This is a genomic window from Stenotrophomonas sp. 05L414_2 (assembly GCF_056397905.1).
This window is the reverse complement of record NZ_JBFTOJ010000034.1, coordinates 1-21204: the sequence shown is the minus strand read 5'-3', so window position 1 is coordinate 21204 and position 21204 is coordinate 1. Positions and strand designations below refer to the sequence as shown.

Here is a 21204-nt window from a genome sequence, read left to right as displayed (position 1 = left end):
GGCCCCCGCGATCAGACCACGATCTCGCCTTGGTCCTCGCCATCCCAGTAATGGATGCGGCTGGCGTGTACGTGGATCAGCACCAGACCCGGCGTATCCACGCCCTGCTCGAACCACCGCTCCAGGTCCTTCACCCAATGCTGGGCCATCGTGGCGCGATCGCGGATCAGCTCTGCCCTGCCCTGCACGTGCACRAACAGCGGTGGCTTGCCCAGCAGCGACTTGCTGCCGGTCAGGCCCAGCGCCACGTTCGGGTCGGCGCTGATCTCGCGCACCATGTCGGTGTTTTCCATGGTGAAGAACCAGCTGTCGCCGTCGTAGTCCACATCGCCGTTGTTGCTCATCGGGCGGCCAGCGATCTGGCCGCCGGCATGGGTCTGCAGCATGGTGAAATCGATGCCGGCCATCTTCTTGGCCAGTTCGGGAAGGGTGAGCGTGGTCATGGGCAGTTCCTTCAACAGATGGGTGTCCAGCGTCTGCTCGACGCGGTGACCGATACGTGGATGGCTGCTGGCGCCTTCTTCACGCAGTGGCCGTAGTTGGCATTCCCGCGTGCAGCGCCCCCGCGCCGCGGTGACCGTCACTCATCAGCGCGGATAGCGGAACACCAGGTCATCCGGATCGCTGCGCACCGCCTGCGCATCCAACACGCCGCCGAGGCGGACCGCCACTGCCTGCGAGGCGTGGTTGTCCGCTGCCATGTAGCTCACCAGCGTCGGCAATCCGCGCACCACGAACGCCCAATCACGCAGCGCCGCCGCCGCCTCGCTGGCGAAACCCTGCCCTTCCTGCCCGGCATACAGCAACCAGCCCAGTTCCTGTTCCGGAAACAGCGGGCCATGGTTGATGCCGACCTGGCCGATACACTCGCCCGTGTCGCGGCGCTCGATCATCAACGCGCCGTGGCCGAACAGATGCCAGCTGGCCAGGTCGTGGCAGAACTGCCCCCACGCGGCGACCTCAGCGAACGGCCCGCCCATGCCGCGCGCACGGGGCGAGGCCAGGAACGCGGCATACACCGGGAAGTCATCCAGGCATTGCGCGCGCAGGCGCAGGCGCGGTGTCTCCAGCACAGGGATGTGGATCATGCGTGTGCCAGTCAGTACACGGCCAGGAAGCCGCAGCCGCGGCGTTGTGGTTGGCCCTCGACAGTCACCTGCACGCTGGCCGACGTATCCACGCCTTCGGCGTTGCGGCAGGGCTCGCGCTTGATCTCGACGATGGTGGGCTGCGTGCCCAGCTCACCGTTGAGTACCGTCAACGAACTGGGCGCACCGGCCGGCTGGCCGAGGTAGCGCAGCGTTCCAGCGCTGCTGCGGCCAGCAACAGTGAGCGTGGCATCGTGGTTGCCCTTGCCGGTGGAGGCGATCTCGATGGACCAGCCGGCGCCCCCGCCGGTGAAGGCAGGCACCGGGCTGGCATCAGCGGCGATCGACGGATGACGCGGCGCATCGGCGCCCGGATCGGGCCGCGGTGTGCTGCTGGCGCAGCCAGCGAACAGGCCCGCCAGCAGCGTGGCAGTCACAACGGAACGCAGGGTCATGGCGTACTCCTGGGACGGGCGAGTGGCCAGTCTAGGCAGCAGCGCGTGCGCCACCGATGAACATGCGCCGCGCGCTCATTCTTCATCGCCGGGGGCATCGCCCTCGGCGTCCGGGTCGTAGACCAGCAGGTCTCCGGGCTGACACTGCAGGTACTCGCAGATCCGCGCCAGCGTGTCGAAGCGCACGCCGCGCACGCGCCCGGACTTGAGCAGCGACAGGTTCGATTCGGTGATGCCCACATGCTGCGCCAGCTCGCGCGAGCGCACCTTGCGCAGCGCCAGCATGACATCGAGGCGGATGACGATGCTTCCCATCGGCGCCTCAGATGATCGAATGATGGTCGTCCTCGTACCGCGCTGCGGCATCGAGGAAGCGGGCCACCAGCCACAGTACCAGGGTCACCAGCACGGCCAGCAGGTCGGCACCGTCGATGGACAGGCGCAGCTGGCCGTGCGCGCTGGCCGACAGCAGTGCGCCCAGCAGCGGCGCCAGCACGCCGTTGACCAGCACCGCCAGCAGCAGCAGACCGGCAAAACGGCCGAAGCGGCGGCTGCCCTGCAGGGGGAAGAGGCGCTCGATGCGGACCTGGCCCAGCAGCTGCGCCAGCTGCCACAACGCTGCGGCCACCAGTGCCGCCTGCGCCAGCGCCAGCGTACCGGCCCAGGCCAGCGGCAACCCACCCGCATCCATTTCCGCCTGCACCGGCGCGGTGCTGCCCAGCCACGTATTGGCCAGCGCTGCCGCGGTCAACAGCGGCGCCAGCAGCACGCCGGCCCACGCCACCCAGCGCAGCCGGCGCGCGGCCTGGACGAGACGTCTTGATTTTTCTGATTCGCGCATAGTAATTTCTGTTTTACAGAAAGTTTTTATCCATCTACAGGATACTTCGGATGACTGCACATTCCAAGCTGCCGCGCGCCCGCGCCATGTCGGTGGCAGCGCTCTGCCTGCTGATGTCCCTGCCCTGCTGGGCGGGCCCGCTCTCCGCCGATGATGCGCGGGAGCGCCTGCGGGAGGCGGCCGACGGCAACCTGTCTGCGTTGGCCGATGCCTCGGCCGTGCTGCCCGCGCCGTGGCCGTTGCTGGCACAGGCACGGCAGGCAGCGGCGCAACTGCATGAGCGGCAGGCGATCAGCCTGGCCGAGGCCTTCATTGCCCAGCGCGGCGGTGGCACCTGCGATACCGCGCTGGCGCAGCGGGTCATCGCCGATGCGGCTTTCGCTGCGGCCGACTACGCGCGCGCCGCAGCCGCGGCGCAGGCATCCCTGCGCGTGTTCGAACGCTGCCCTGCCGACCGCGATGCAGTGGAGGGCAGCCAGACCCTGGCGACACTGGCCGCTGCACTGGCAAGCGCGCCGCCGCAGCGCGTGCAGCAGTTCACGCCTGCGCCCACGGCATTCGCGCGCGACAAGGTCGGCCTGCCGCGCGCATCGGTGCTCATCAACGGCCGTGCGCAGGAATCGGTGCTCGATACCGGCGCCAATCTGTCGGTGATCTCGGCCAGCACTGCGCAACGGCTCGGCCTGCAGATCGGCGACGAGGCCGCGGTGGGCAGTTCGAGCCGGCGCACCGTAGCCACCCGCGTGGCCATCGCCGACCGCCTGCAGTTGGCCGGGCTGGACCTGCGCAATGTGGTGTTCCTGGTGCTGGACGATGCACAGCTGGACATGCCGGTGCCCGGCGGCTACCACATCGACGCGATCATCGGCTTCCCGGTGCTGCGCGCGATGGGCCGGGTCCGCTTCGGCGGCGATGGCCAGCTGCAACCGCAACCGGGTGCCGGCGCGGCCGACCTGCCCCGCAACCTGGCGCTGGCGGGCAGCGATCTGTTCGTCGACGCACGCATCGGCGGCATCGAGGTGCCCATGCACCTGGACAGCGGTGCCAGCAGCTCGTCCCTGTCGGCCCATTTCGCCCGCGCACATCCGCAGATGCTGAWGGACCTGGCGGTAACGCGCCAGCGCCTGGCCGGCGCCGGCGGCAGCAGCGAACGCGCAGTGGCACAGTGGCCACAGGTGACGGTGCAGATCGGCGGGCAGCGCGCGATGCTGCCGTCGCTGGCGGTCACCCTGCAGGATCCAACCGAGGTGAGCGTGCGCAACCAGGGTGTGCTCGGCTGGGATGTACTGGCCGCCTTCCCGGCCTGGACCCTCGATTTCGATCACATGCGGCTGGAGCTGGAAGGCATCAGCACGCGTGAAGCCGCAACGTCGGTCACAACACCGTTGTGATGCAGCACGCAACACGCTGCGCGCGTTAATTCCGGATGCAGAAAGGGCCGTGATCGGCGCGACACGCGGCTAACAGGGCGCCGTTCAAGAATCGCACGGCCATGTGCCAGCCAGGGGATGCAGCGCCTGCCCTGTCCATCGGCTCCCTCTCGGCATCGGCATGGATGGCACATGGACCTGTTCGCCTCGCTCGCGTTCGGCAGCTACCTTCTGGCCTTTTTCATCGTCGCGCTGTTCGCGGCCGCCTACCTGAAACGCTCGGAGTTCATGCCCTACCACGGTGAAGCGGTCGGGCTGGCCTGGGGCGGCGTCCCACCGCGCATGCAGGTGCTGCTGATGGCATTGATCAAGGTGGTCGGCGCGGGCTGGATCGCGCTGGCCGGCGCAGGGGTGATGCTGGCCTGGCTGATCTTTTTCGGTGGTCACTTCGCGCTGCCACAGCTGGTCGCCTTCCAGCTGTTCTGTCTGCTGGCCACGTTGCCACCGGTCGCGGTCGCATCCGGCGTGCGAAAGCGCACGGGTGCCAGGACGCCGGTCTCTGCCGGTGCGGCCGTGGTCGCGCTGTGCTGCATCGGATTCCTGCTGGCCCTGCTGTCGCTGCTGCAACCTGCCTGACCTCCCCCACACCGAGGTTTCCCGCATGAATCCCCAGTCCCTGCTGTACAGCGTGATCAACGGCGACCTTCCTCCGTCCAAGGCCGGCCTGTTGCTGGGGTGGCGTTTCATCAGCCACGATCCCGCACAGGACCAGATCAATGTCGAGTTCGATGCCAGCACAGCCCTGACCAACCCGATGGGCAACATCCAGGGCGGCTTCCTGTCGGCGATGCTGGATGACTGCATGGGCCCGGCGATCTACGCAACGCTGCCGCCCAACCGGTTGGCGGTAACGGTCGAATCGAAGACCAGTTTCGTCAGTCCCGCCCGTCCCGGGCGCATCATCGGCTGGGGGCAGATCGAGCACAGCAAGGGCAGCATCATCTTCACCCGCGGGCGCCTGACCTCGCCCAGCGGCCGCTTGCTGGCCACGGCCAGCGCCACGTTCCGCGTGGGGGCGATGCGCTGGCGCGGACTGCCGGTGCCCAGCACCGTGGCCCGGCACATGGTCGGCCACATCCTGCGCAGGGCGCAGGCGGACAATGGCTGACCCGATCAGCGCGCGGCGCGTCCGCTGCCCGCCACCTGCACCCGGTCGCGGCCCAGCGCCTTGGCCTCGTACATGGCGGCGTCGGCGGCGCGCACCAGCGCGTGCCAGCCAATCGGATCAAGCGCGCCCTGGGCAACACCGAAGCTGGCCGTGACCCGCAGGATGTCACGGCTGCCCAGCACGATGTCGTGCGCACGCAATGCCACCCGCAGCGACTCGGCCAACCGCCGGCCACTGGCCAGATCACCATCGGCCAGCAGCACCAGGAATTCCTCGCCGCCATAACGGGCGATGCTGTCGTTGCGGCGCAGATGGCTGCGCAGCAACTGCGCCACCTGCACCAGCACGTCATCGCCGGCCGCGTGCCCCTGGCCATCGTTGATCGCCTTGAAATGGTCCACGTCCAGCAGAATCACCACCGCCTGCGTGCTTCCCTCGGCACGCCGCTGTCGTACCCGTTCCTCCAGCGAGCGCCGGTTCAACAGGCCGGTCAGCTGATCGGTATCGGCCAGCTCGCGCAGCTCACGGGTCAATGCCGAGCGCTGGTGCGACTTCGCCCGCAGTACCTCGATGGCATCGAACAGGCGCTGCATTTCCGCCATCGGGTGGGTGGCATGCTGCTCTGCACCCGGCGTGTCCGAGGCGATCTGGATCACCTGCGCCTGCGCCTGCAGCAACGGCCGCAGGATCTGCACGTGGGCGATGCGCAGTGCCAGCGCAAGCAGCAGCAGCGTACCCAGCACGGTGGCGCCCAGCACGGCCAGGCGTACCGCTTCCTTGTTGCGGGTGTGCTGGAAGCGCGCGATCGAAACGCCGAGGTAGCCATCACGCAGCGCTTCCAGCGATTGCAGGGTGGGCACGTAGCGCGCGGTGAACTCGGCCGCCGTCCAGGGTGGCGGTACGCCGCGCTGGCCATCGTCGATCAGCTGTTCCACCATCGGCAGCGACTGGCCGAAGAACTGCCGGCGCGCCATGTCCCAGTGCAGGGACAGCGCCGGCTCGCTGCGGAACACCGATTCATGGCTGGCGGCCAACCGCCACAGCTCCAGCAGGCGGCCCTCGGTCTGCTGCGCAGCGCGTACCTGCGACTCCCGCCACGCGCCGGGCACGRCCAGCGGCGCCATCACGTTGGATGCCAAGCGGCCACCGTGCTCGCGCAGGTCGATCAGGATCTGCCCCTGCATGGCAGGAATCGCGGCTTCGCGATCAGCCGCGACCAGATCGCTGATCTGCACCGAGGTCAGCACCTGCAGCCGGTCATACACCGCGAACATGTTGTTGATCGCGTGCTCCACCTCCTCTGCCGAGCGTTCGCCTCTTGGCAGCGCGGCCACCCGGTCGACCGCGGCGCGCGCAGTCTGCAACCGGCGCCGCGCTTCGTGCAGGCGCGGTGTTTCGTCCACCACCCGCGGGTCGTTCTGGAACACGCTCTGCAGGTGCTGCGTCGCTGCGTCCACCCGCTGCCGTGCGACCGCCAACTGCGCGGCCAGTCGGCGCTGCTCCTGCACATCGGTGCTGTCTGCGCCGAGCAGGCTGTTGGCCGGTCCACGCTCGGCCGACACCAGATTGGCCAGTTCGAAGGTCTGCCGCAGTTGCTGCAGGCTGACCAGGTTGGCCTCGGCTTCGGTGTAGCGCTGCGTGCCCTGCACCAGCGCGATGGCCATCAGCGGCAGCGTGCACAGCACGAACAGGCCACCGAGGATCCAGAGCCAGGTCTGCAGTCCGTTTGGCGATGCCCTGCGGCCCATCGATGTGTCCCCTGGCGTGCGGATCAGTGTAGCGCTCTGCCCGGGTGAAGGCGGGTCAGATCCAGCGCTGGTCCACCAGTTCGCGCTTCACGTAGGCGTAGAACACCGGCGCGGCTACCAGCCCGGGCAGGCCGAAGGCCGCCTCCATCACCAGCATGGCCAGCAGCAGCTCCCAGGCGCGCGCCTGGATCTCGCCGCCGACGATGCGGGCGTTGAGGAAGTACTCCAGTTTGTGGATCACCACCAGGTACAGCAGCGCAGCCACGGCCACGTAGAACGACACCGACAGCGCGACGATGGCGATGATGGTGTTGGAGATGATGTTGCCCACCACCGGCAGCAGGCCCGCCAGGAAGGTGATCAGCACCAGCGTCTTCGACAACGGCAGGTGCACGCCGAACAACGGCAGCACGCCCAGCAGGAAGATGGCGGTGAACACGGTGTTGAGCAGCGAGATCTTCACCTGCGCGAACACCACCTGGCGGAACGCGGTGGCCAGGCGGCTGGTGCGGCCGATCAGTTCCTGCGCCAGCGGGCCCATCTTCGGCAGCGGCAGTTCGTCGTACAGCGCGATCATCGCGCCCAGCACCATGCCGATCAGCACCCGCACGCCCACCTGCACCACCGATGTGCCGGCCACGCCCAGCTGGCGCTGGTGCTCGGCGGCCCATTCGTTCACGGCGGCGCGCAGCGCCGTCAGATCCTCGGGAATGTAGGGCTGCAGCAGGGCCGGCACCTGGTGGCGCGAGGTGTTGAGGATGTCCATCAACCGCGCCAGCAGCACGTCCGGGCCACCGGTCTCGTTGCGGAAGAACGAGGCCACGCCGATACCGGCCAGCACCAGCACGCTGATGATCACCGCCGACAGCACGATCACCGCGATCGCCCGCGCCCGGCCGGGACGCAGCTTGCCTTCCACGGTGGAGGCCAGCACATGGGTCAGCTGGAACACCAGCAGCCCCGACAGCAGGGTCACCACCAGGCCAAGCTTCAGTGCCAGCCACATGCCCAGCAGCATCATCAGCCAGGCGGCGATGCGTGCGGCGGGAGGCCTGGGCAGGGTCGGGATGACGAGGGACATCGGGGCACATCCTGGTGGGGTGGCCCATGGTAGTGGATTGAGGTGATGCGCCCGCGCATGCGCGCGTCCCTGCGGCCGCCGCGTGCCATCAGCGTGCCATCAACGTGCGGCCACTGCCCCTGCCGCACGCGCCAATGCGGCCGCCTCCCGATCACCCTTGCGCTCGCTGTAGCGATCCACCAGGTAGTCCGCACGACCCTGCGTGAGCAGGGTGAACTTGACCAGTTCCTCCATCACATCCACCACCCGGTCGTAGTACGCCGAGGGTTTCATCCGCCCGTTCTCGTCGAACTCCTGCCATGCCTTGGCCACCGAAGACTGGTTGGGGATGGTCAGCATGCGCATCCACCGCCCCAGCACGCGCAGCGTGTTGACCGTGTTGAACGACTGCGAACCGCCACTGACCTGCATCACCGCCAGCGCCCTGCCCTGCGTCGGGCGCACGCTGCCGTCTTCCAGCGGCAGCCAGTCGATCTGGTTCTTGAACACGCCGGTGACCGTGCCGTGGCGCTCCGGGCTGATCCAGACCTGGCCTTCGGACCAGTGCGACCACGCGCGCAGGCGCTGCACTTCAGGGTGATCGGCGCCGACGCTGTCGAGCATGGGCAACGCATGCGGATCGAACACCCGGGTCTCGCAGCCGAGGTGGCGCAGCAGGCGCTCGGCCTCCAGCGCCAGCTTGCGGCTGAACGACTGCGGGCGCAGCGAGCCATACAGCAGCAGGATCCGCGGCGGGTGTGCGCGGCCGGCGCCCAGCAGGGTCGGGTCGGGCTGGGGAAGCGAGGCTTCGACCAGATTCGGAAGGGTGGCGCTTGCGATGGATTCATTCATTCGACTATTCTAGAAATATGGAAACGAAGAATGCAATCACCGCCCTTACCGCCCTGGGCCATGCCACCCGCCTGGCCGCGTTCCGGCTGCTGGTCGAAGCCGGCCCGGCCGGACGCATGGCCGGTGACATCGCCGCCGCCCTGCAGGTGCCGCCGGCCACGCTCAGCTTCCACCTGAAGGAGCTGCTGCAGGCCGGGCTGGTCGAGAGCGAGAGCCAGGGCCGCAATGTCTGCTACCGCGCCAACTTCAGCGCGATGACCGGCCTGATCGACTACCTCACCCACAACTGCTGCGCAGGCTCGCCCGATCCTGCCTGCAGCCCCACCTCCCCTGATTGCGCCTGCTGACCGGAGATCTGCTTCGTGACCACCCAACGCGTCCTGTTCCTGTGCACGGGCAATTCCGCCCGCAGCGTCCTTGCCGAAGCCACGCTGCGGGCGTGGGCCGGTCATCGCTTCGAGGTCTTCAGCGCCGGCAGCCAGCCCACCGGCGAGGTCAATCCGTTCGCACTTGCGCAATTGCAGGCCGAGGGCATTGCAACGGCAGGCCTGCGCAGCAAATCGTGGGACGAGTTCGCCGGCGGCGCGCCGATGGACCTGGTGATCACGGTCTGCGATGCCGCGGCCGCCGAGGCATGCCCGGTGGTGTTCGGCGATTTCGTGCGCGCGCACTGGGGCCTGCCTGATCCGGCCGCCGTTGATGGCAGCGCGGAGGACAAGGCGGCTGCGTTCGCGCAGGCCCACGCCATCGTCAAGGCACGGTTGCTGGCCCTGCTGGCATTGCCCGCAGACACATGGTCCGACCGCGGGCCGTTGAAAGATGCGCTGGATCGCATGGGTTTCGTGCAGCCCGGGGACGGCCAGGCGTGAGCGCACCGGCACCGATGGGATTGTTCGAGCGTTACCTGACCCTGTGGGTGGCGCTGTGCATCGTGGCCGGCACCCTGCTTGGCCACGCGCTGCCGCAGCCTTTCGCTGCGCTGGCGTCGGCAGAGGTGGCCAAGGTCAACCTGCCCATCGCGGTGCTGATCTGGCTGATGATCATCCCGATGCTGCTGCGGGTCGATTTCAGTGCGATGCGCCAGCTCGGCCAGCACTGGAAAGGCATCGGCGTAACGCTGTTCATCAACTGGGCAGTCAAGCCTTTCTCGATGGCGTTGCTGGGCTGGTTCTTCCTGCGCCACGTGTTCGCCGACGCGCTGCCCGCCGCGCAGATCGACAGCTACATCGCCGGGCTGATCCTGCTGGCAGCAGCGCCCTGCACCGCGATGGTCTTCGTGTGGAGCAACCTGTGCCGCGGCGATGCCAATTTCACCCTCAGCCAGGTGGCGTTGAACGACGCGATCATGGTGGTGGCCTATGCACCGGTGGTAGCGCTGCTGCTGGGCCTGTCGGCGATCAGCGTGCCATGGGACACGCTGCTGCTGTCGGTGTCGCTGTACATCATCGCACCGGTGCTGGTGGCCGCACTGCTGCGGCGCTGGATGCTGGCCCGTCGCGGCCAGGCTGGCCTGCAGTCCGCGCTGCGCACGCTGGGCCCGGTCTCGCTGCTGGCCCTGCTGCTGACGCTGGTACTGCTGTTCGGCTTCCAGGGCGAGCAGATCGTTCGGCAGCCGCTGGTCATCGCCATCCTGGCGGTGCCGATCCTGATCCAGGTCTACTTCAACTCCGGGCTGGCCTACCTGCTCAACCGGCGCCTGGGTGTTGCCCACTGCGTGGCCGGTCCCTCGGCGCTGATCGGCGCCAGCAACTTCTTCGAACTGGCCGTGGCCACCGCCGTGGGCCTGTTCGGCGTGCATTCCGGCGCGGCGCTGGCGACCGTGGTCGGCGTGCTGATCGAAGTACCGGTGATGCTGTCGGTGGTGCGCATCGTCAATGCATCGCGCGGTTGGTACGAGCGGCGCTGAGGCAAGCACGCACCGCGCAGGTCGCCCAGGCTGCCGACGCCATCGCTCTCAACATCCACTTCACCCGTGATGGGATTCGATGGCCGGACAGGAGCTCCTGCTGCAGCGCCCGGTCGGTTGGGGCAAGGGCATACCGCCCTGCATGGTTGTTGATCATCCCCCGCCCTGCCCACCCTGAGGACGTTGCCGTGGACACATCACTTCACTCCCTTGCGAAGCTGGCCGCCCGCGTATTGCTGATGCTGCTGTTCCTGGTATCGGGCCTGGGCAAGCTGTCCGACCCGGCGGCAACACAGGGCTACATGGCGGCGATGGGTCTTCCCGGCATCCTGTTGTGGCCGACCATCCTGTTCGAGATCGGCACGGCCCTGTGCATCCTGCTCGGTTTCCAGACCCGGGCAGTAGCCGCGGTGCTGGCCGCCTTCAGCCTGGTCACGGCCTTCATCTTCCACCACCAGCTCGCCGACCCGGTGCAGCAGATCATGTTCCTGAAAAATCTGGCCATCGCCGGCGGCTTCCTGCTGCTGGCCTGCAGCGGGCCTGGCCGCTTCAGCGTGGACGCCAGGCGCGGCAAGCCCTGAGCCGGGCAAAGCGCGGCATCCCGCCGCCCTGCCCTTGCCTCAGCGACCCTTGGGCGGGGCCGTCGAACCCCGCAGCATCACGCTGAAATCCAGCGTCTGCTGAAGCGGTACATCGACCTGTTCGATGATGGCGAGCAGCAGGTTGACCGCGCGCTCACCGATCTCCCGCATCGGTTGCCTGATGGTCGTCAACGGAGGCGTGAGGTAACGCGATGACGCCAGGTCGTCGAAGCCGACGATGGAGACGTCATCCGGCACGCGGATGCCCAGGTCACGGCAGGCTGCCAGCGCACCCAGCGCCATCTGGTCGCTGAAGCAGAAGATCGCGGTGGGTGCGGTTGCGGGCGGCAGCAGCGCCATCGCGGCCGCATGGCCGGACTCCACGGAAAAGTCACCCGGCACGACGCTGAGGTGGCGCAGGCGGCCACGCGCCCTGCCGGCGGCGCGCACGCCTTCCAGCCGTTGCGTGTGCAGGGGATTGTCGGGCGGTCCGCCCACCACAGCGATCCGCTCGTGCCCCAGTCCGTACAGGTGCTCCATCACAGCGCGCGCGGCGGCCGCGTTGTCGATGTGGACGCTGGGGATGCCCAGCGCGGGATCGAATTCGCATCCATTGACCACCGGTGCAGCGGTACCTCGTTGCTGGACAATTTCGCGCGCCGTCGGCGGCAGGCGATGCCCCAGCACGATCAGACCATCGGCCTCGTTGCGCCGGAGCATCTGCGCGTAGCGCTCCTCGCGCTCGGGCAGGTTCTGGGTGTCGCCCAGCAGTACGGCGTAGCCAACGGCCTGCGCCGCATCCTCCGCGCCCTGCAGGATCTGCGCGAAGAACGGGTTGGCGATGTCCGGCACGGTGACCAGGATCTTGCCGCTGCGCTGGGTCTTGAGTGTCCTGGCCACCGTGTTGGGCACGTAGCCCAGCGCAGCAGCGGCCTGCTCGATGCGCGCGCGAGTAGCCGGCAGCACTTTGTCCGGCCGGGAAAGCGCTCGCGACACCGTGCCTGCGGAGACGCCGACGTGCCTTGCGATGTCGTAGATGGTGGCCATGGCGCTACCTCTTCCTTTCGCTGTGCAGTGCACAACGGGTCTTTCGAATGCCCCTGCTAGGATAATGCAATCGATTGCATCGAGGGCGAATCAACGTGAAGACGCTCAAGGGTCCAGCGCTGTTCCTGGCGCAGTTCATCGGCGACACACCACCCTTTGATCGGCTGGACACGCTGGCCGGATGGGCCGCGGGGCTGGGCTATTCTGGCGTACAAGTGCCGACCAGCGCGCCCCACCTGTTCGATCTGGCCGAGGCGGCGCGCAGCCAGGCGTACTGCGACGATGTCAGCGGCATGCTGGGCGGACATGGCCTGCAGATCACCGAGCTGTCCACCCACCTGCAGGGGCAGCTGGTTGCCGTCCATCCGGCCTATGACAGCCTGTTCGACGGATTCGCGCCGCCGGACAAGCGTGGCGATCCGGCCGCCCGCCAGGCCTGGGCGGTGCAGCAGCTGCTGCTGGCCGCCAAGGCCAGCCAACGCCTGGGGCTGACCGCGCATGCCACATTCTCCGGCGCACTGGCCTGGCCTTACTTCTATCCCTGGCCGCAGCGGCCACCCGGGCTGGTGGACGAAGCCTTCGCCGAACTCGGCCGACGCTGGCGCCCGATCCTGGATGCCTTTGACGCCTGCGGCGTGGACCTGTGCTTCGAGATCCATCCCGGCGAGGACCTGCATGACGGCGCGACCTTCGAGCGCTTCCTCGACGTGGTGGACCACCATCCCCGCGCGAAAATCCTGTACGACCCCAGCCACCTGCTGCTGCAGCAGATGGACTACCTCGGCTTCATCGACCGTTACCACGATCGCATCAGCATCTTCCACGTCAAGGACGCGGAATATCACTCCAGTGCCAGTAGTGGCGTGTATGGCGGCTACCAGGACTGGATCGATCGTCCGGGCCGATTCCGATCACTCGGCGATGGGCAGATCGACTTCAAGGCGATCTTCTCGAAATTCGCCCAGTACGACTTCCCCGGCTGGGCAGTGCTGGAATGGGAGTGCTGCCTGAAGCACCCGGAAGACGGTGCACGGGAAGGAGCCACCTTCATCCGCGACCACATCATCCGCGTGACCGAACGCGCCTTCGACGACTTTGCCGACAGCGGCACCGATCCCGGATCACTGCGCCGCATGCTCGGGATCTGAGACATCACTGCCTGGGAGGGCAAGCCATGACGCACACCATGTCGCGCTTGGGCGCGATGATGTTTCTGCAGTTCTTCATCTGGGGGGCATGGTTCGTCACCCTGGGAACCTATCTGGTGCAGGGCCCGCTGCAGGCCAGCGCAAGCCAGGTGGCGACGGCCTTCCTCAGCCAGTCCATCGGTGCCATCGTCGCGCCTTTCCTGGTTGGCTTGATCGCTGACCGCTACTTCGCGGCGCAGCGCATCCTTGCGGTCCTGCACCTGGCTGGCGCAGTACTGATGTGGCTGGCGTCCACCGCAACCAGCTTCAGCATGTTCTCCGCCTGCGTCATGGGCTACATGCTGCTGTTCATGCCGACGCTGGCACTGGCCAACAGCGTGGCGATGCGGCACATGCAGTCGCCCGAGAAACAGTTCCCGCTGGTGCGGGTGGCCGGCAGCGTCGGCTGGATCGTGGCAGGCGTGCTGATCGGCTGGCTGGGCTGGGAACAGGCGCACCGGCTCGAGCTGACCTTCCGGATGGCGGCGATGGCGTCGCTGGCGCTGGGCCTGTATGCGTTCACCCTGCCGCACACCCCRCCGCTGGCACAGCAGCGCGACGCCGGCCTGGGACAGATCCTGGGGCTGGATTCGCTGCGCCTGCTGAAGTCACGCTCGTACCTGGTGTTCTTCCTTGCGTCCATCGCGATCTGCATCCCGCTGGCGTTCTACTACAACTTCACCAACCCGTATCTCAACGATCTGGGCGTGCGCGGCGCGGCGGGCCTGCAGTCGCTGGGACAGGTCTCCGAAGTCCTGCTGATGCTGGCCATGCCGTTCCTGTTCGTGCGGCTGGGGGTGAAGACGATGCTGGCGGTGGGCATGGCCGCATGGGTCGTGCGTTACGTCATGTTCGCCTTTGGCGATGCGGGCGGCGGCTTCTCGCTGCTGGTGATCGGCATCGTGCTGCACGGCATCTGCTACGACTTCTTCTTCGTCACCGGCCAGATCTACACCGATGCGCATGCCGGGCCGGCCGCGCGCAGCAGCGCGCAGGGATTCATCACCCTGGCCACGTATGGCGTGGGCATGCTGATCGGCACGTTCCTGTCCGGCGCGGTGGTGGAGCACTTCACCACTGCAGCCGGTCCGGACTGGCAGCAGATCTGGCTGTTCCCGGCAGGGGTCGCGCTGCTCGTGCTGATCGCCTTCCTGCTGCTTTTCCGCGACCGGCCAGTGGTTGCGGCCGCACCTTCCACGCCCTGAGGACCCTAACTGATGCCAAAGCCTGGAATCGCCATCGTCGGCACAGGAATGATCGGTGCCGTGCACCGTCGCGCGGCGCTGCTGGCGGGTGCCGACATCCGTGGCGTGGCCGCCTCTTCTCCGCAGCGCGCACGCGACGTGGCGCAGGCGTGGGGTGTCCCGCGTGCCTATCGGGACATCGAGGAGGTGGTCGCCGATCCACAGGTGCAGGTCGTGCACGTATGCACGCCCAACCACCTGCACCGCCCCATGGCACAGGCCGCACTGGAAGCCGGCAAGCACGTGGTCTGCGAGAAGCCGCTGGCCACTACGCTGGAAGACGCCCGGGCGCTGGCGGCGTTGGCTACCGCCAACGCGCTGGTCGCCACGGTGCCCTTCGTCTACCGCTACCACCCGGTGGTCCGCGAGGCGCGCGCACGCATCGCCCATGGCGAACTGGGGCCGTTGCACCTCATCCACGGCAGCTACCTGCAGGACTGGCTGCTGGACCCGGCCAGCAACAACTGGCGCGTGGACCCGGCGCTGGGCGGCGCCTCGCGCGTGTTCGCCGACATCGGCTCGCACTGGTGTGACCTGGTGGAATGGGTCAGCGGCGAGCGCTTCACCGAGGTCAGCGCGGCGTTCGACACGGTGATCGCCGAACGCAGCACCGACACCGGGCAGAGCTTCACCACAGCAGCGGCCGGTGGCGCGATGCAGGCGGTCACCAGCGAGGACGTGGCCGCGGCGATGTTCCGTACCGGCGCCGGGACGCTGGCATCGTTGACGGTCAGCCAGGTATCGGCCGGACGCCACAACCGCCTCTGGTTCGAGATTGATGGTGCCAGGGCCAGCGTGGCGTTCAACCAGGAAGATGCCGAGCGCCTGTGGATCGGCAAGCCCGACCAGCGCGAGGAAGTATTCGTGCGCGGGCCGGGCGCCGGCAGTGCCGAACAGCGCCGGCTGTCGCTGTTGCCGGCCGGGCACGCGCAGGGCTACGGCCACTGCTTCGAGGCATTCGTCGCCGACACCTACCGCGCCATCGAAGGCGAGCGACCGGATGGCCTGCCCACCTTCGAAGACGGCGTGCGCTCGGCGCTGATCGTCGACCGCGTCATCACCTCGGCCAGGACCCGTGCCTGGACCGCCATCGGTTGAACCCCGGGAGCATCTCATGATGAACACGCCTGCCCGCAGAACTGCCACCCTCGCCCTGCTGCTGTTCGCTGCCCTGCCCGTCCTGGCACACGAAGCCGTCAGCCCGCACAAGCCCATCGCCGTGCAGATGTACTCACTGCGCAACGCCGGCCCGCTCGACCAGCAGTTGAAGATCGTCCACGACGCCGGCGTGGATGCGGTGGAAACGGTGGGCACGCAGGGCGTCAGCGCGGCCGAACTCAAGCAGTTGCTGGACCGGTATTCGATCAGGGCGATTTCCTCCCACGTGCAACTGGCCGAGCTGCGCAAGGACCTGGACGGCGTGGTGGCCTTCAACCGGTCGATCGGCAACACCACCCTGGTGGTGCCTTACCTGGACGCGAAGGATCGGCCGACCGATGCCGCAGGCTGGACCGCGCTGGGCAAGGAACTGGGCGCGATCGCCAAGCAGGTACGGGCCAAGGGCATGCGCCTGGCCTACCACAACCATGACTTCGAACTGGTCGACTTCAATGGCCGGACCGGCCTGGAACTGCTGTTCGCAGCGGCCGGACCGGACCTGCAGACCGAGCTGGACCTGGCCTGGGTCGCGCGTGCGGGCCTGGACCCGGCGGTGATGCTCGGCAAGTTCCGCGGCCGCCTGTTCGCGGTGCACGCCAAGGACAATGCAGCCGAGGGCCAGGCCGAAGACGAGGGCGGCTTCGCTGCCGTCGGCCAGGGTGTGCTGGACTGGCGCGCGATCCTGCCAGCCGCCGCAGCGGCCGGCGTGCACTGGTACATCCTCGAGCACGACCAGCCACGTGATCCGGCCAAGGTCATCCAGACCGGCGCGGACTACCTGCGTGAACACCTGTCCCCCCGCCTGCCAGCCAGCGCGCAGCGCTAGTACGCGAAGGAGTCCTGATTGAAAACGATGCTGAAAGTGGCTGTGATTCTCTGTGCGGCGATGCTGGCAACCACGGCATGGTCCAAGGACGACCCTGCAGCCGGCGCAAAGCTCTACACAGCGAACTGCACGGCCTGCCATGGTGCCGATCGCGCCGGCATGCCGGGCGCATTCCCCGCGCTCACCGACATCGGCAAGCGCCTGGATGCCGCGCAGATCAAGGACAAGATCAGGAAGGGCGGCGGACTGATGCCGCCGTTCTCCCAGCTGTCGCAACAGGAGATCGACGACATCACCAGTTATCTGGCGAAATAGGCCGCCAGCGTTACAGCTCGCGCACCCAGATGTTGCGGTAGCTGACTTTGGCGTCGTGCTCCTGCAGATGGATCGGCGCGCACGCATGCGGTGAATACGAGGGCGGGCCGATGTACTCGGTCCTGCCCGCCAGCACGGTGTCGTCCTGCACCAGCACGCCGTTGTGCAGGACGGTGATGCGCGCAGGCGACACAAGCCCACCGCCCACTGAGAAGCGCGGCGCCTTCCAGAGGATGTCGTAGGCCTGCCACTGCCCCGGTGCACGCGAGGCGTTCACCAGCGGCATGGCCTGCTTGTAGATGGAGCCGGCCTGACCGTTGGCATAGGTCGGGTTGTTGTAGCTGTCCAGCACCTGCAGCTCATAGAGTTCCTGCAGGAAGATGCCGCTGTTGCCCCGGTTCTGGCCGTCGAAACCCTTGGTCTCGACAGGTGTGCGCCACTCGACATGCAGCTGGATGTCGCAGAAGCGCTGCTTGGTGCGGATGCCCTTGCTGCCCGGCACGATGGTCATGGCGCCGTCGGCGACGGTCCAGGGCACACGCCCGCCCTGCTCCGACTCCCAGGCGGAGGCATCCTTGCCATCGAACAGCACGATGGCGTCGGACGGCGCCTTGCCCGGCGGCGTGGCCACGGTTGCAGGCACGGGCGTCCACACCTCGGTCTTCGCCGGGTCGCGCGCAGGATCGGTGTTGGCCTGCGCGAACGCCGGTGCAGCGGCGAGCACGCCGGCGGCGATCAATAGCGGCGCGATCTTCATGGCGTGATCCATCAGCTGGTCCCCCATGCGGGCGTGCCGGGAACATAGGCCAGCTCGCCGTCGTAGCGGCCCGGCACGGCGACGTAACGCAGCACTTCGGTCGCGCCAACCTTGGAGGTAAAGAAACCGAAGATGGTGAGCTGCTTGAACATCGTGAAGTAATGCGGCATCGGCTCTCCTGCTTCGGCGGTGCCGGTTTCGGTCACCTCGACCGCGTGCTTCCTGGCCTCTGCATCCAGCGCGCGCAGCAGTTCAGTGCGGGCCTGCGGCGCAAGTGAAACGAAGCGGCCGCCGGCGCGTTTGTCGATATCGGCGAGGCCAGCGCGGAATGTCGCCTGCTGCCGGGCGGTGTAGCAGTCGCTGACGAACGTCGCCATGAACGCACCGGCGCCTGCGTCTTTCGCCCCCGGCGTTTTCGTCCGCGGCAGGATGGTCTCGGCGATCTCGTCCAGCGTGCCGACATCCGCGTCCGAGAAGCGCGTCTTCGCCCCTGCGGCGGGAGCCTGTGCCTGACCGAGCGCGGGCAGGCCGATCATCGCCGCGCCGGTGGCGGCGACGATCATCTTCAGCAGTTCGCGGCGGTCCATCAGAGGTTCCCCGCTTTCAGTTCGCGCACGGCGTGGTCGGCAGCCCGCGCGGTCAGCGCCATGTAGGTCAGCGAAGGATTCACGCACGCGCTGGAGGTCATGCAGGCACCGTCGGTCACATAGACGTTGGGCGCATCCCAGACCTGGTTGTGCTGGTTCAGCACGGACGTCCTGCRGTCACGGCCCATGCGCGCGGTCCCCATCTCATGGATGCCCTTGCCCGGGGCGTAGTCGTTGTCGTGCATCTCCACTTCCTTGACGCCGGCGGCCTCGAGCATCTCGGCGGCATCGGCGGCCATGTCCTTGCGCATGGCCAGTTCGTTGGCGCGCATGGATACATCCATCGCCAGCACCGGCAGACCCCACTTGTCCTTGCGGTCCCGGTCCAGGCGGATCGTGTTGTCGTGGTGCGGCAGCATTTCGCCGAAGCCGGTCATGCCGATGCGCCAGTCACCGGGCACGGTCAGCGCCTCCTTCAGGTCGGCGCCGATGTTCAGCTCGGCAATCTCGCGCGACCACCCCGTGCGGCTGGCACCGCCCTGGTAGCCGAAGCCGCGCAGGTAGCCGCGCTTGTCAGCGGCCACGTTGCGGAAGCGGGGAATGTAGAAGCCGCAGGGACGACGGCCGAAGTAGTACTTGTCCTCGAAGCCTTCGACCCGGCCGGAGGCACCCGCGCCGAAATGATGGTCCATCACGTTGTGTCCCAGCTCACCGGACGAAGAGCCCAGCCCACCCTCCCACACATCGGTGGCCGAGTTCATCAGCAGCCAGGTCGAGTTGAAGGAGGAGGCGTTGAGGAAGATGACCTTGGCCGTGTACTGGTAGGTCTGGCCGGTCTCTGCGTCGATGATCTCCACGCCCCGCGCCCGCTTGCGGTCCTTGTCGTAGAGCACTTCCTTGACGATGGAGAACGGCCGCAAGGTCAGGTTGCCGGTCTTCATCGCCGCCGGCAGTGTCGCCGCCTGGGTGGAGAAATAGGCACCGAAGGGACAGCCGAGGATGCACTTGTTGCGGTACTGGCAGTTGACGCGGCCCTGCTCGGGCATCGGCTTGGTGATGTTCGCCGTGCGCGAGTGGATCATGTGCCGGGTTCCTCCGAAGGCCTTCCTGATCCGCGCGGCCACGTCCTTTTCGACGATGTTCAACGGGATCGGCGGCAGGAACTCGCCGTCCGGCAGCACGTCCAGCCCTTCGCGCGTACCGGCGATGCCGGCGAATTTCTCCACATGGTCGTACCAGGATGCGATGTCGGCGTAGCGGATCGGCCAGTCGGTGGCGATGCCGTCCTTCAGGTTCGCCTCAAAATCCAGATCGGAGAAGCGATAGCTCTGACGGCCCCACATCAGCGAACGGCCACCCACGTGGTAGCCGCGGAACCAGTCGAATCGTTTGGTCTCGATGTACGGCGATTCCTGTTCGTCGGCCCACATGCCCTGCAGGTTCTCGGCCAGCGCGTAGTCGCGCATCAGCACCGGGAAGGCCGCCTTCATCGCCTGTGTAGGCCGGTTGCGATGCGGGAAATCCCACGGCTCCTTCATCGCGTTGACGTAGTCCTTGACGTGCTCGATGTTGCGTCCGCGTTCCAGCATCAGGACCTTCAGGCCCTTCTCGGTCAGTTCCTTCGCCGCCCAACCGCCACTGATTCCCGAGCCAACAACAATGGCGTCGTAATGATTGTCTGCCATGGATCTCTCACCTGGTGGATATCGTTTCAGACGTCGCAGAGGCGGATGGCCTCGCGCAGCGAACCGACGGGATCCGGTGCCACAGGCATGAATTCCTGCGCCAGATACCCATCGAAACCGGTGTCGCGGATCGCGCGACAGATGGCGGGGTAATTGAGTTCCTGCTGGTCCCCGATCTCGTGCCTGCCCGGCACGCCCGCGGTGTGGTAATGCTTGAAACAGGCGTGGTGCCTGCCGATGGTGGCGATGATGTCGCCCTCCATGATCTGCATGTGRTAGATGTCGTAYARCAGGCCGAAGTKRTCCGAGCCGAKCCGYYGGCACAGCTCCACGCCCCAGGCGGAGTGGTCGCACAGGTAGTCGCGATGATCGACCCTGGAGTTCAGCAGCTCCATCACCAGCACCACGCCACGTTTCTCGGCATGCCCGAGGATGCGCTTGAGGCCGGCCTCGGCATTGGCCATGCCCTCCTGCGGGTCCATCCCGTTGCGGTTGCCGGAAAAGCAGATGAGGTTGCGGTAACCGGCATCGGCCACCAGGTCGATATGCCGCGTGTAGCGCTCCACCAGCTGATCGTGGAACTCACGGCCGGCAAAGCCCTTGGTAAGGCCCAGCTCCGCGCCGTTGCACATCGAGCTGTATACGCCGTGGACCTTCAGCGTGGGCCAATCCTCCGGGCCCACCAGGTCAATGGCGGCAAAACCGATGCCCTTCACCGTCTGGCAGAGCTGGGCGACCGACAGCTGCGGGAAGGTCCAGCGGGCCACGGAATGCTTCAGGTTGCCCTTGAGCGGCGCCGTGGCGGCAAACGCAGGCAGAACGCCCGCCGCCCCCAAGCCAAGGCTCGCAGCGGCCGCCATGCGCAGCGCATCGCGCCGCGTGAGGCCCGGGGCCGGTCTGATCGAATGGATGGAMATCCACCTGCCGGCCTCCCAACCGGTATCAAACGCAACGATTTACGGCAATGCAATCGATTGCACCATAGGGGAGGAAATTGTCTGTTTGCAAGTCGCGGTGCACGAAAATCAATGCTGCGAGGCACCACGGCAAGCCCGATTCCGGCATCGCAGCTGAGCGGCCAAGGTGTGCAGCGCTGCGGGGAAGCGAACGCGCGTGAAGCTCAGTGCAGTTCCCGCTTGCCCTGGGACCGGGCCAAGGCGCGCAGGTGTTGATGCCAGCGCGGTTCGAATTCCGCGTAGCTGCCGATCAGCTGCTGGAAGGCCGCTGGATCTCCGCGTCGGTGCAGAAGCAGCAGAGCTTGCCGACGATGGGCCTGGTCGTCGCCTTCCATCAGGAAGTGAACCAGGCTCCACCATGCCAGGTAGTAGC

Annotated in this window: 26 protein-coding genes; 12 read left to right on the top strand and 14 right to left on the bottom strand. The window is 67.2% G+C overall.

Features of this window, described 5'->3' with window-relative positions; genetic code table 11:
* Positions 1-11: 11 nt before the first annotated feature.
* From AC1DJN_RS06990 to AC1DJN_RS06970, 5 genes are all read right to left on the bottom strand, one after another.
* Positions 12-443: a pyridoxamine 5'-phosphate oxidase family protein gene (locus AC1DJN_RS06990; RefSeq protein ID WP_442251623.1), complete on the bottom strand. Its 432-nt coding sequence runs from the start codon at positions 441-443 to the stop codon at positions 12-14.
* Between the two features lie 144 nt (positions 444-587).
* Positions 588-1088, bottom strand: coding sequence for a GNAT family N-acetyltransferase (locus AC1DJN_RS06985; protein WP_032975904.1), 501 nt, complete (start codon positions 1086-1088; stop codon positions 588-590).
* Positions 1089-1099: 11 nt separating this feature from the next.
* Positions 1100-1543: a hypothetical protein gene (locus AC1DJN_RS06980; protein ID WP_312962963.1), complete on the bottom strand. Its 444-nt coding sequence runs from the start codon at positions 1541-1543 to the stop codon at positions 1100-1102.
* 75 nt (positions 1544-1618) lie between these two features.
* A complete protein-coding gene (locus AC1DJN_RS06975; protein ID WP_032975902.1) occupies positions 1619-1858 on the bottom strand; it encodes a helix-turn-helix domain-containing protein in 240 nt (79 codons plus the stop codon).
* Positions 1859-1865: 7 nt separating this feature from the next.
* Positions 1866-2384, bottom strand: a complete 519-nt coding sequence (locus AC1DJN_RS06970; protein WP_312962960.1) for a hypothetical protein — start codon at positions 2382-2384, stop codon at positions 1866-1868.
* A 50-nt stretch (positions 2385-2434) separates the two neighbouring features.
* Here AC1DJN_RS06970 and AC1DJN_RS06965 point away from each other — a divergent pair, with 50 nt between their 5' ends.
* From AC1DJN_RS06965 to AC1DJN_RS06955, 3 genes are all read left to right on the top strand, one after another.
* Complete coding sequence (locus AC1DJN_RS06965; RefSeq protein ID WP_478039026.1) at positions 2435-3775, top strand: retropepsin-like aspartic protease family protein; 1341 nt, start codon at positions 2435-2437, stop codon at positions 3773-3775.
* Positions 3776-3946: 171 nt separating this feature from the next.
* Positions 3947-4390, top strand: a complete 444-nt coding sequence (locus tag AC1DJN_RS06960; protein WP_033830584.1) for a hypothetical protein — start codon at positions 3947-3949, stop codon at positions 4388-4390.
* A gap of 25 nt (positions 4391-4415) precedes the next feature.
* Complete coding sequence (locus AC1DJN_RS06955) at positions 4416-4922, top strand: PaaI family thioesterase (RefSeq protein ID WP_033830583.1); 507 nt, start codon at positions 4416-4418, stop codon at positions 4920-4922.
* Positions 4923-4927: 5 nt separating this feature from the next.
* Here the strand turns inward: AC1DJN_RS06955 and AC1DJN_RS06950 are convergent, their stop codons facing one another.
* The 3 genes from AC1DJN_RS06950 to arsH form a co-directional block, all read right to left on the bottom strand.
* Complete coding sequence (locus tag AC1DJN_RS06950; protein WP_478039025.1) at positions 4928-6670, bottom strand: GGDEF domain-containing protein; 1743 nt, start codon at positions 6668-6670, stop codon at positions 4928-4930.
* Between the two features lie 55 nt (positions 6671-6725).
* Complete coding sequence (locus tag AC1DJN_RS06945) at positions 6726-7751, bottom strand: AI-2E family transporter (RefSeq protein WP_032975895.1); 1026 nt, start codon at positions 7749-7751, stop codon at positions 6726-6728.
* Positions 7752-7850: 99 nt separating this feature from the next.
* A complete protein-coding gene (arsH, locus tag AC1DJN_RS06940; protein ID WP_442251619.1) occupies positions 7851-8582 on the bottom strand; it encodes an arsenical resistance protein ArsH in 732 nt (243 codons plus the stop codon).
* 17 nt (positions 8583-8599) lie between these two features.
* Between arsH and AC1DJN_RS06935 the strand changes: the two genes are divergently transcribed.
* The 4 genes from AC1DJN_RS06935 (at position 8600) to AC1DJN_RS06920 (ending at position 11069) form a co-directional block, all read left to right on the top strand.
* Positions 8600-8929 carry an ArsR/SmtB family transcription factor gene (locus AC1DJN_RS06935; RefSeq protein ID WP_032975893.1) on the top strand — a complete coding sequence of 110 codons (330 nt, stop codon included), beginning with the start codon at positions 8600-8602 and terminating at the stop codon, positions 8927-8929.
* A gap of 15 nt (positions 8930-8944) precedes the next feature.
* Positions 8945-9451: an arsenate reductase ArsC gene (locus AC1DJN_RS06930; RefSeq protein ID WP_442251618.1), complete on the top strand. Its 507-nt coding sequence runs from the start codon at positions 8945-8947 to the stop codon at positions 9449-9451.
* A gap of 14 nt (positions 9452-9465) precedes the next feature.
* A complete protein-coding gene (gene arsB, locus AC1DJN_RS06925) occupies positions 9466-10488 on the top strand; it encodes an ACR3 family arsenite efflux transporter (RefSeq protein WP_032951566.1) in 1023 nt (340 codons plus the stop codon).
* Positions 10489-10676: 188 nt separating this feature from the next.
* Positions 10677-11069: a DoxX family protein gene (locus tag AC1DJN_RS06920; protein ID WP_025873933.1), complete on the top strand. Its 393-nt coding sequence runs from the start codon at positions 10677-10679 to the stop codon at positions 11067-11069.
* A gap of 39 nt (positions 11070-11108) precedes the next feature.
* On the opposite strand, the gene AC1DJN_RS06915 is transcribed toward AC1DJN_RS06920, so the two are convergent.
* Positions 11109-12116, bottom strand: a complete 1008-nt coding sequence (locus AC1DJN_RS06915) for a LacI family DNA-binding transcriptional regulator (protein WP_025873934.1) — start codon at positions 12114-12116, stop codon at positions 11109-11111.
* A 95-nt stretch (positions 12117-12211) separates the two neighbouring features.
* Between AC1DJN_RS06915 and AC1DJN_RS06910 the strand changes: the two genes are divergently transcribed.
* From AC1DJN_RS06910 to AC1DJN_RS06890, 5 genes are read left to right on the top strand one after another with little or no spacing between them, the layout of a single operon-like run.
* Positions 12212-13264, top strand: coding sequence for a sugar phosphate isomerase/epimerase family protein (locus tag AC1DJN_RS06910; RefSeq protein ID WP_140227580.1), 1053 nt, complete (start codon positions 12212-12214; stop codon positions 13262-13264).
* Positions 13265-13290: 26 nt separating this feature from the next.
* The gene (locus AC1DJN_RS06905) at positions 13291-14508 is read left to right on the top strand and encodes a nucleoside permease (protein ID WP_025873936.1); all 1218 of its coding nucleotides are present in this window, start codon (positions 13291-13293) and stop codon (positions 14506-14508) included.
* Between the two features lie 12 nt (positions 14509-14520).
* Complete coding sequence (locus AC1DJN_RS06900; protein ID WP_032975890.1) at positions 14521-15645, top strand: Gfo/Idh/MocA family protein; 1125 nt, start codon at positions 14521-14523, stop codon at positions 15643-15645.
* A 19-nt stretch (positions 15646-15664) separates the two neighbouring features.
* Positions 15665-16531 (top strand): sugar phosphate isomerase/epimerase family protein, encoded by an 867-nt coding sequence (locus tag AC1DJN_RS06895; protein ID WP_282280692.1) that lies wholly within the window; start codon positions 15665-15667, stop codon positions 16529-16531.
* 27 nt (positions 16532-16558) lie between these two features.
* Positions 16559-16846: a c-type cytochrome gene (locus AC1DJN_RS06890; protein WP_032951568.1), complete on the top strand. Its 288-nt coding sequence runs from the start codon at positions 16559-16561 to the stop codon at positions 16844-16846.
* Positions 16847-16856: 10 nt separating this feature from the next.
* Here the strand turns inward: AC1DJN_RS06890 and AC1DJN_RS06885 are convergent, their stop codons facing one another.
* The 5 genes from AC1DJN_RS06885 to AC1DJN_RS06865 all read right to left on the bottom strand — a co-directional run.
* On the bottom strand, positions 16857-17630 hold the full coding sequence (locus AC1DJN_RS06885) for a 3-keto-disaccharide hydrolase (protein WP_282280691.1): 774 nt from the start codon (positions 17628-17630) through the stop codon (positions 16857-16859).
* Positions 17615-18190: a gluconate 2-dehydrogenase subunit 3 family protein gene (locus tag AC1DJN_RS06880; RefSeq protein WP_032975889.1), complete on the bottom strand. Its 576-nt coding sequence runs from the start codon at positions 18188-18190 to the stop codon at positions 17615-17617. The genes AC1DJN_RS06885 and AC1DJN_RS06880 overlap by 16 nt, the downstream gene beginning before the upstream one ends.
* Positions 18190-19875 (bottom strand): GMC oxidoreductase, encoded by a 1686-nt coding sequence (locus AC1DJN_RS06875; RefSeq protein ID WP_478039024.1) that lies wholly within the window; start codon positions 19873-19875, stop codon positions 18190-18192. The genes AC1DJN_RS06880 and AC1DJN_RS06875 overlap by 1 nt, the downstream gene beginning before the upstream one ends.
* A 26-nt stretch (positions 19876-19901) precedes the next feature.
* Entirely contained in the window at positions 19902-20792 is an 891-nt protein-coding gene (locus tag AC1DJN_RS06870) for a hydroxypyruvate isomerase family protein (RefSeq protein WP_478039028.1), read from the bottom strand.
* Positions 20793-20995: 203 nt separating this feature from the next.
* Positions 20996-21204, bottom strand: a 209-nt coding sequence (locus AC1DJN_RS06865; protein ID WP_478039023.1) for a hypothetical protein, incomplete at its 5' end; no start/stop codon positions are given.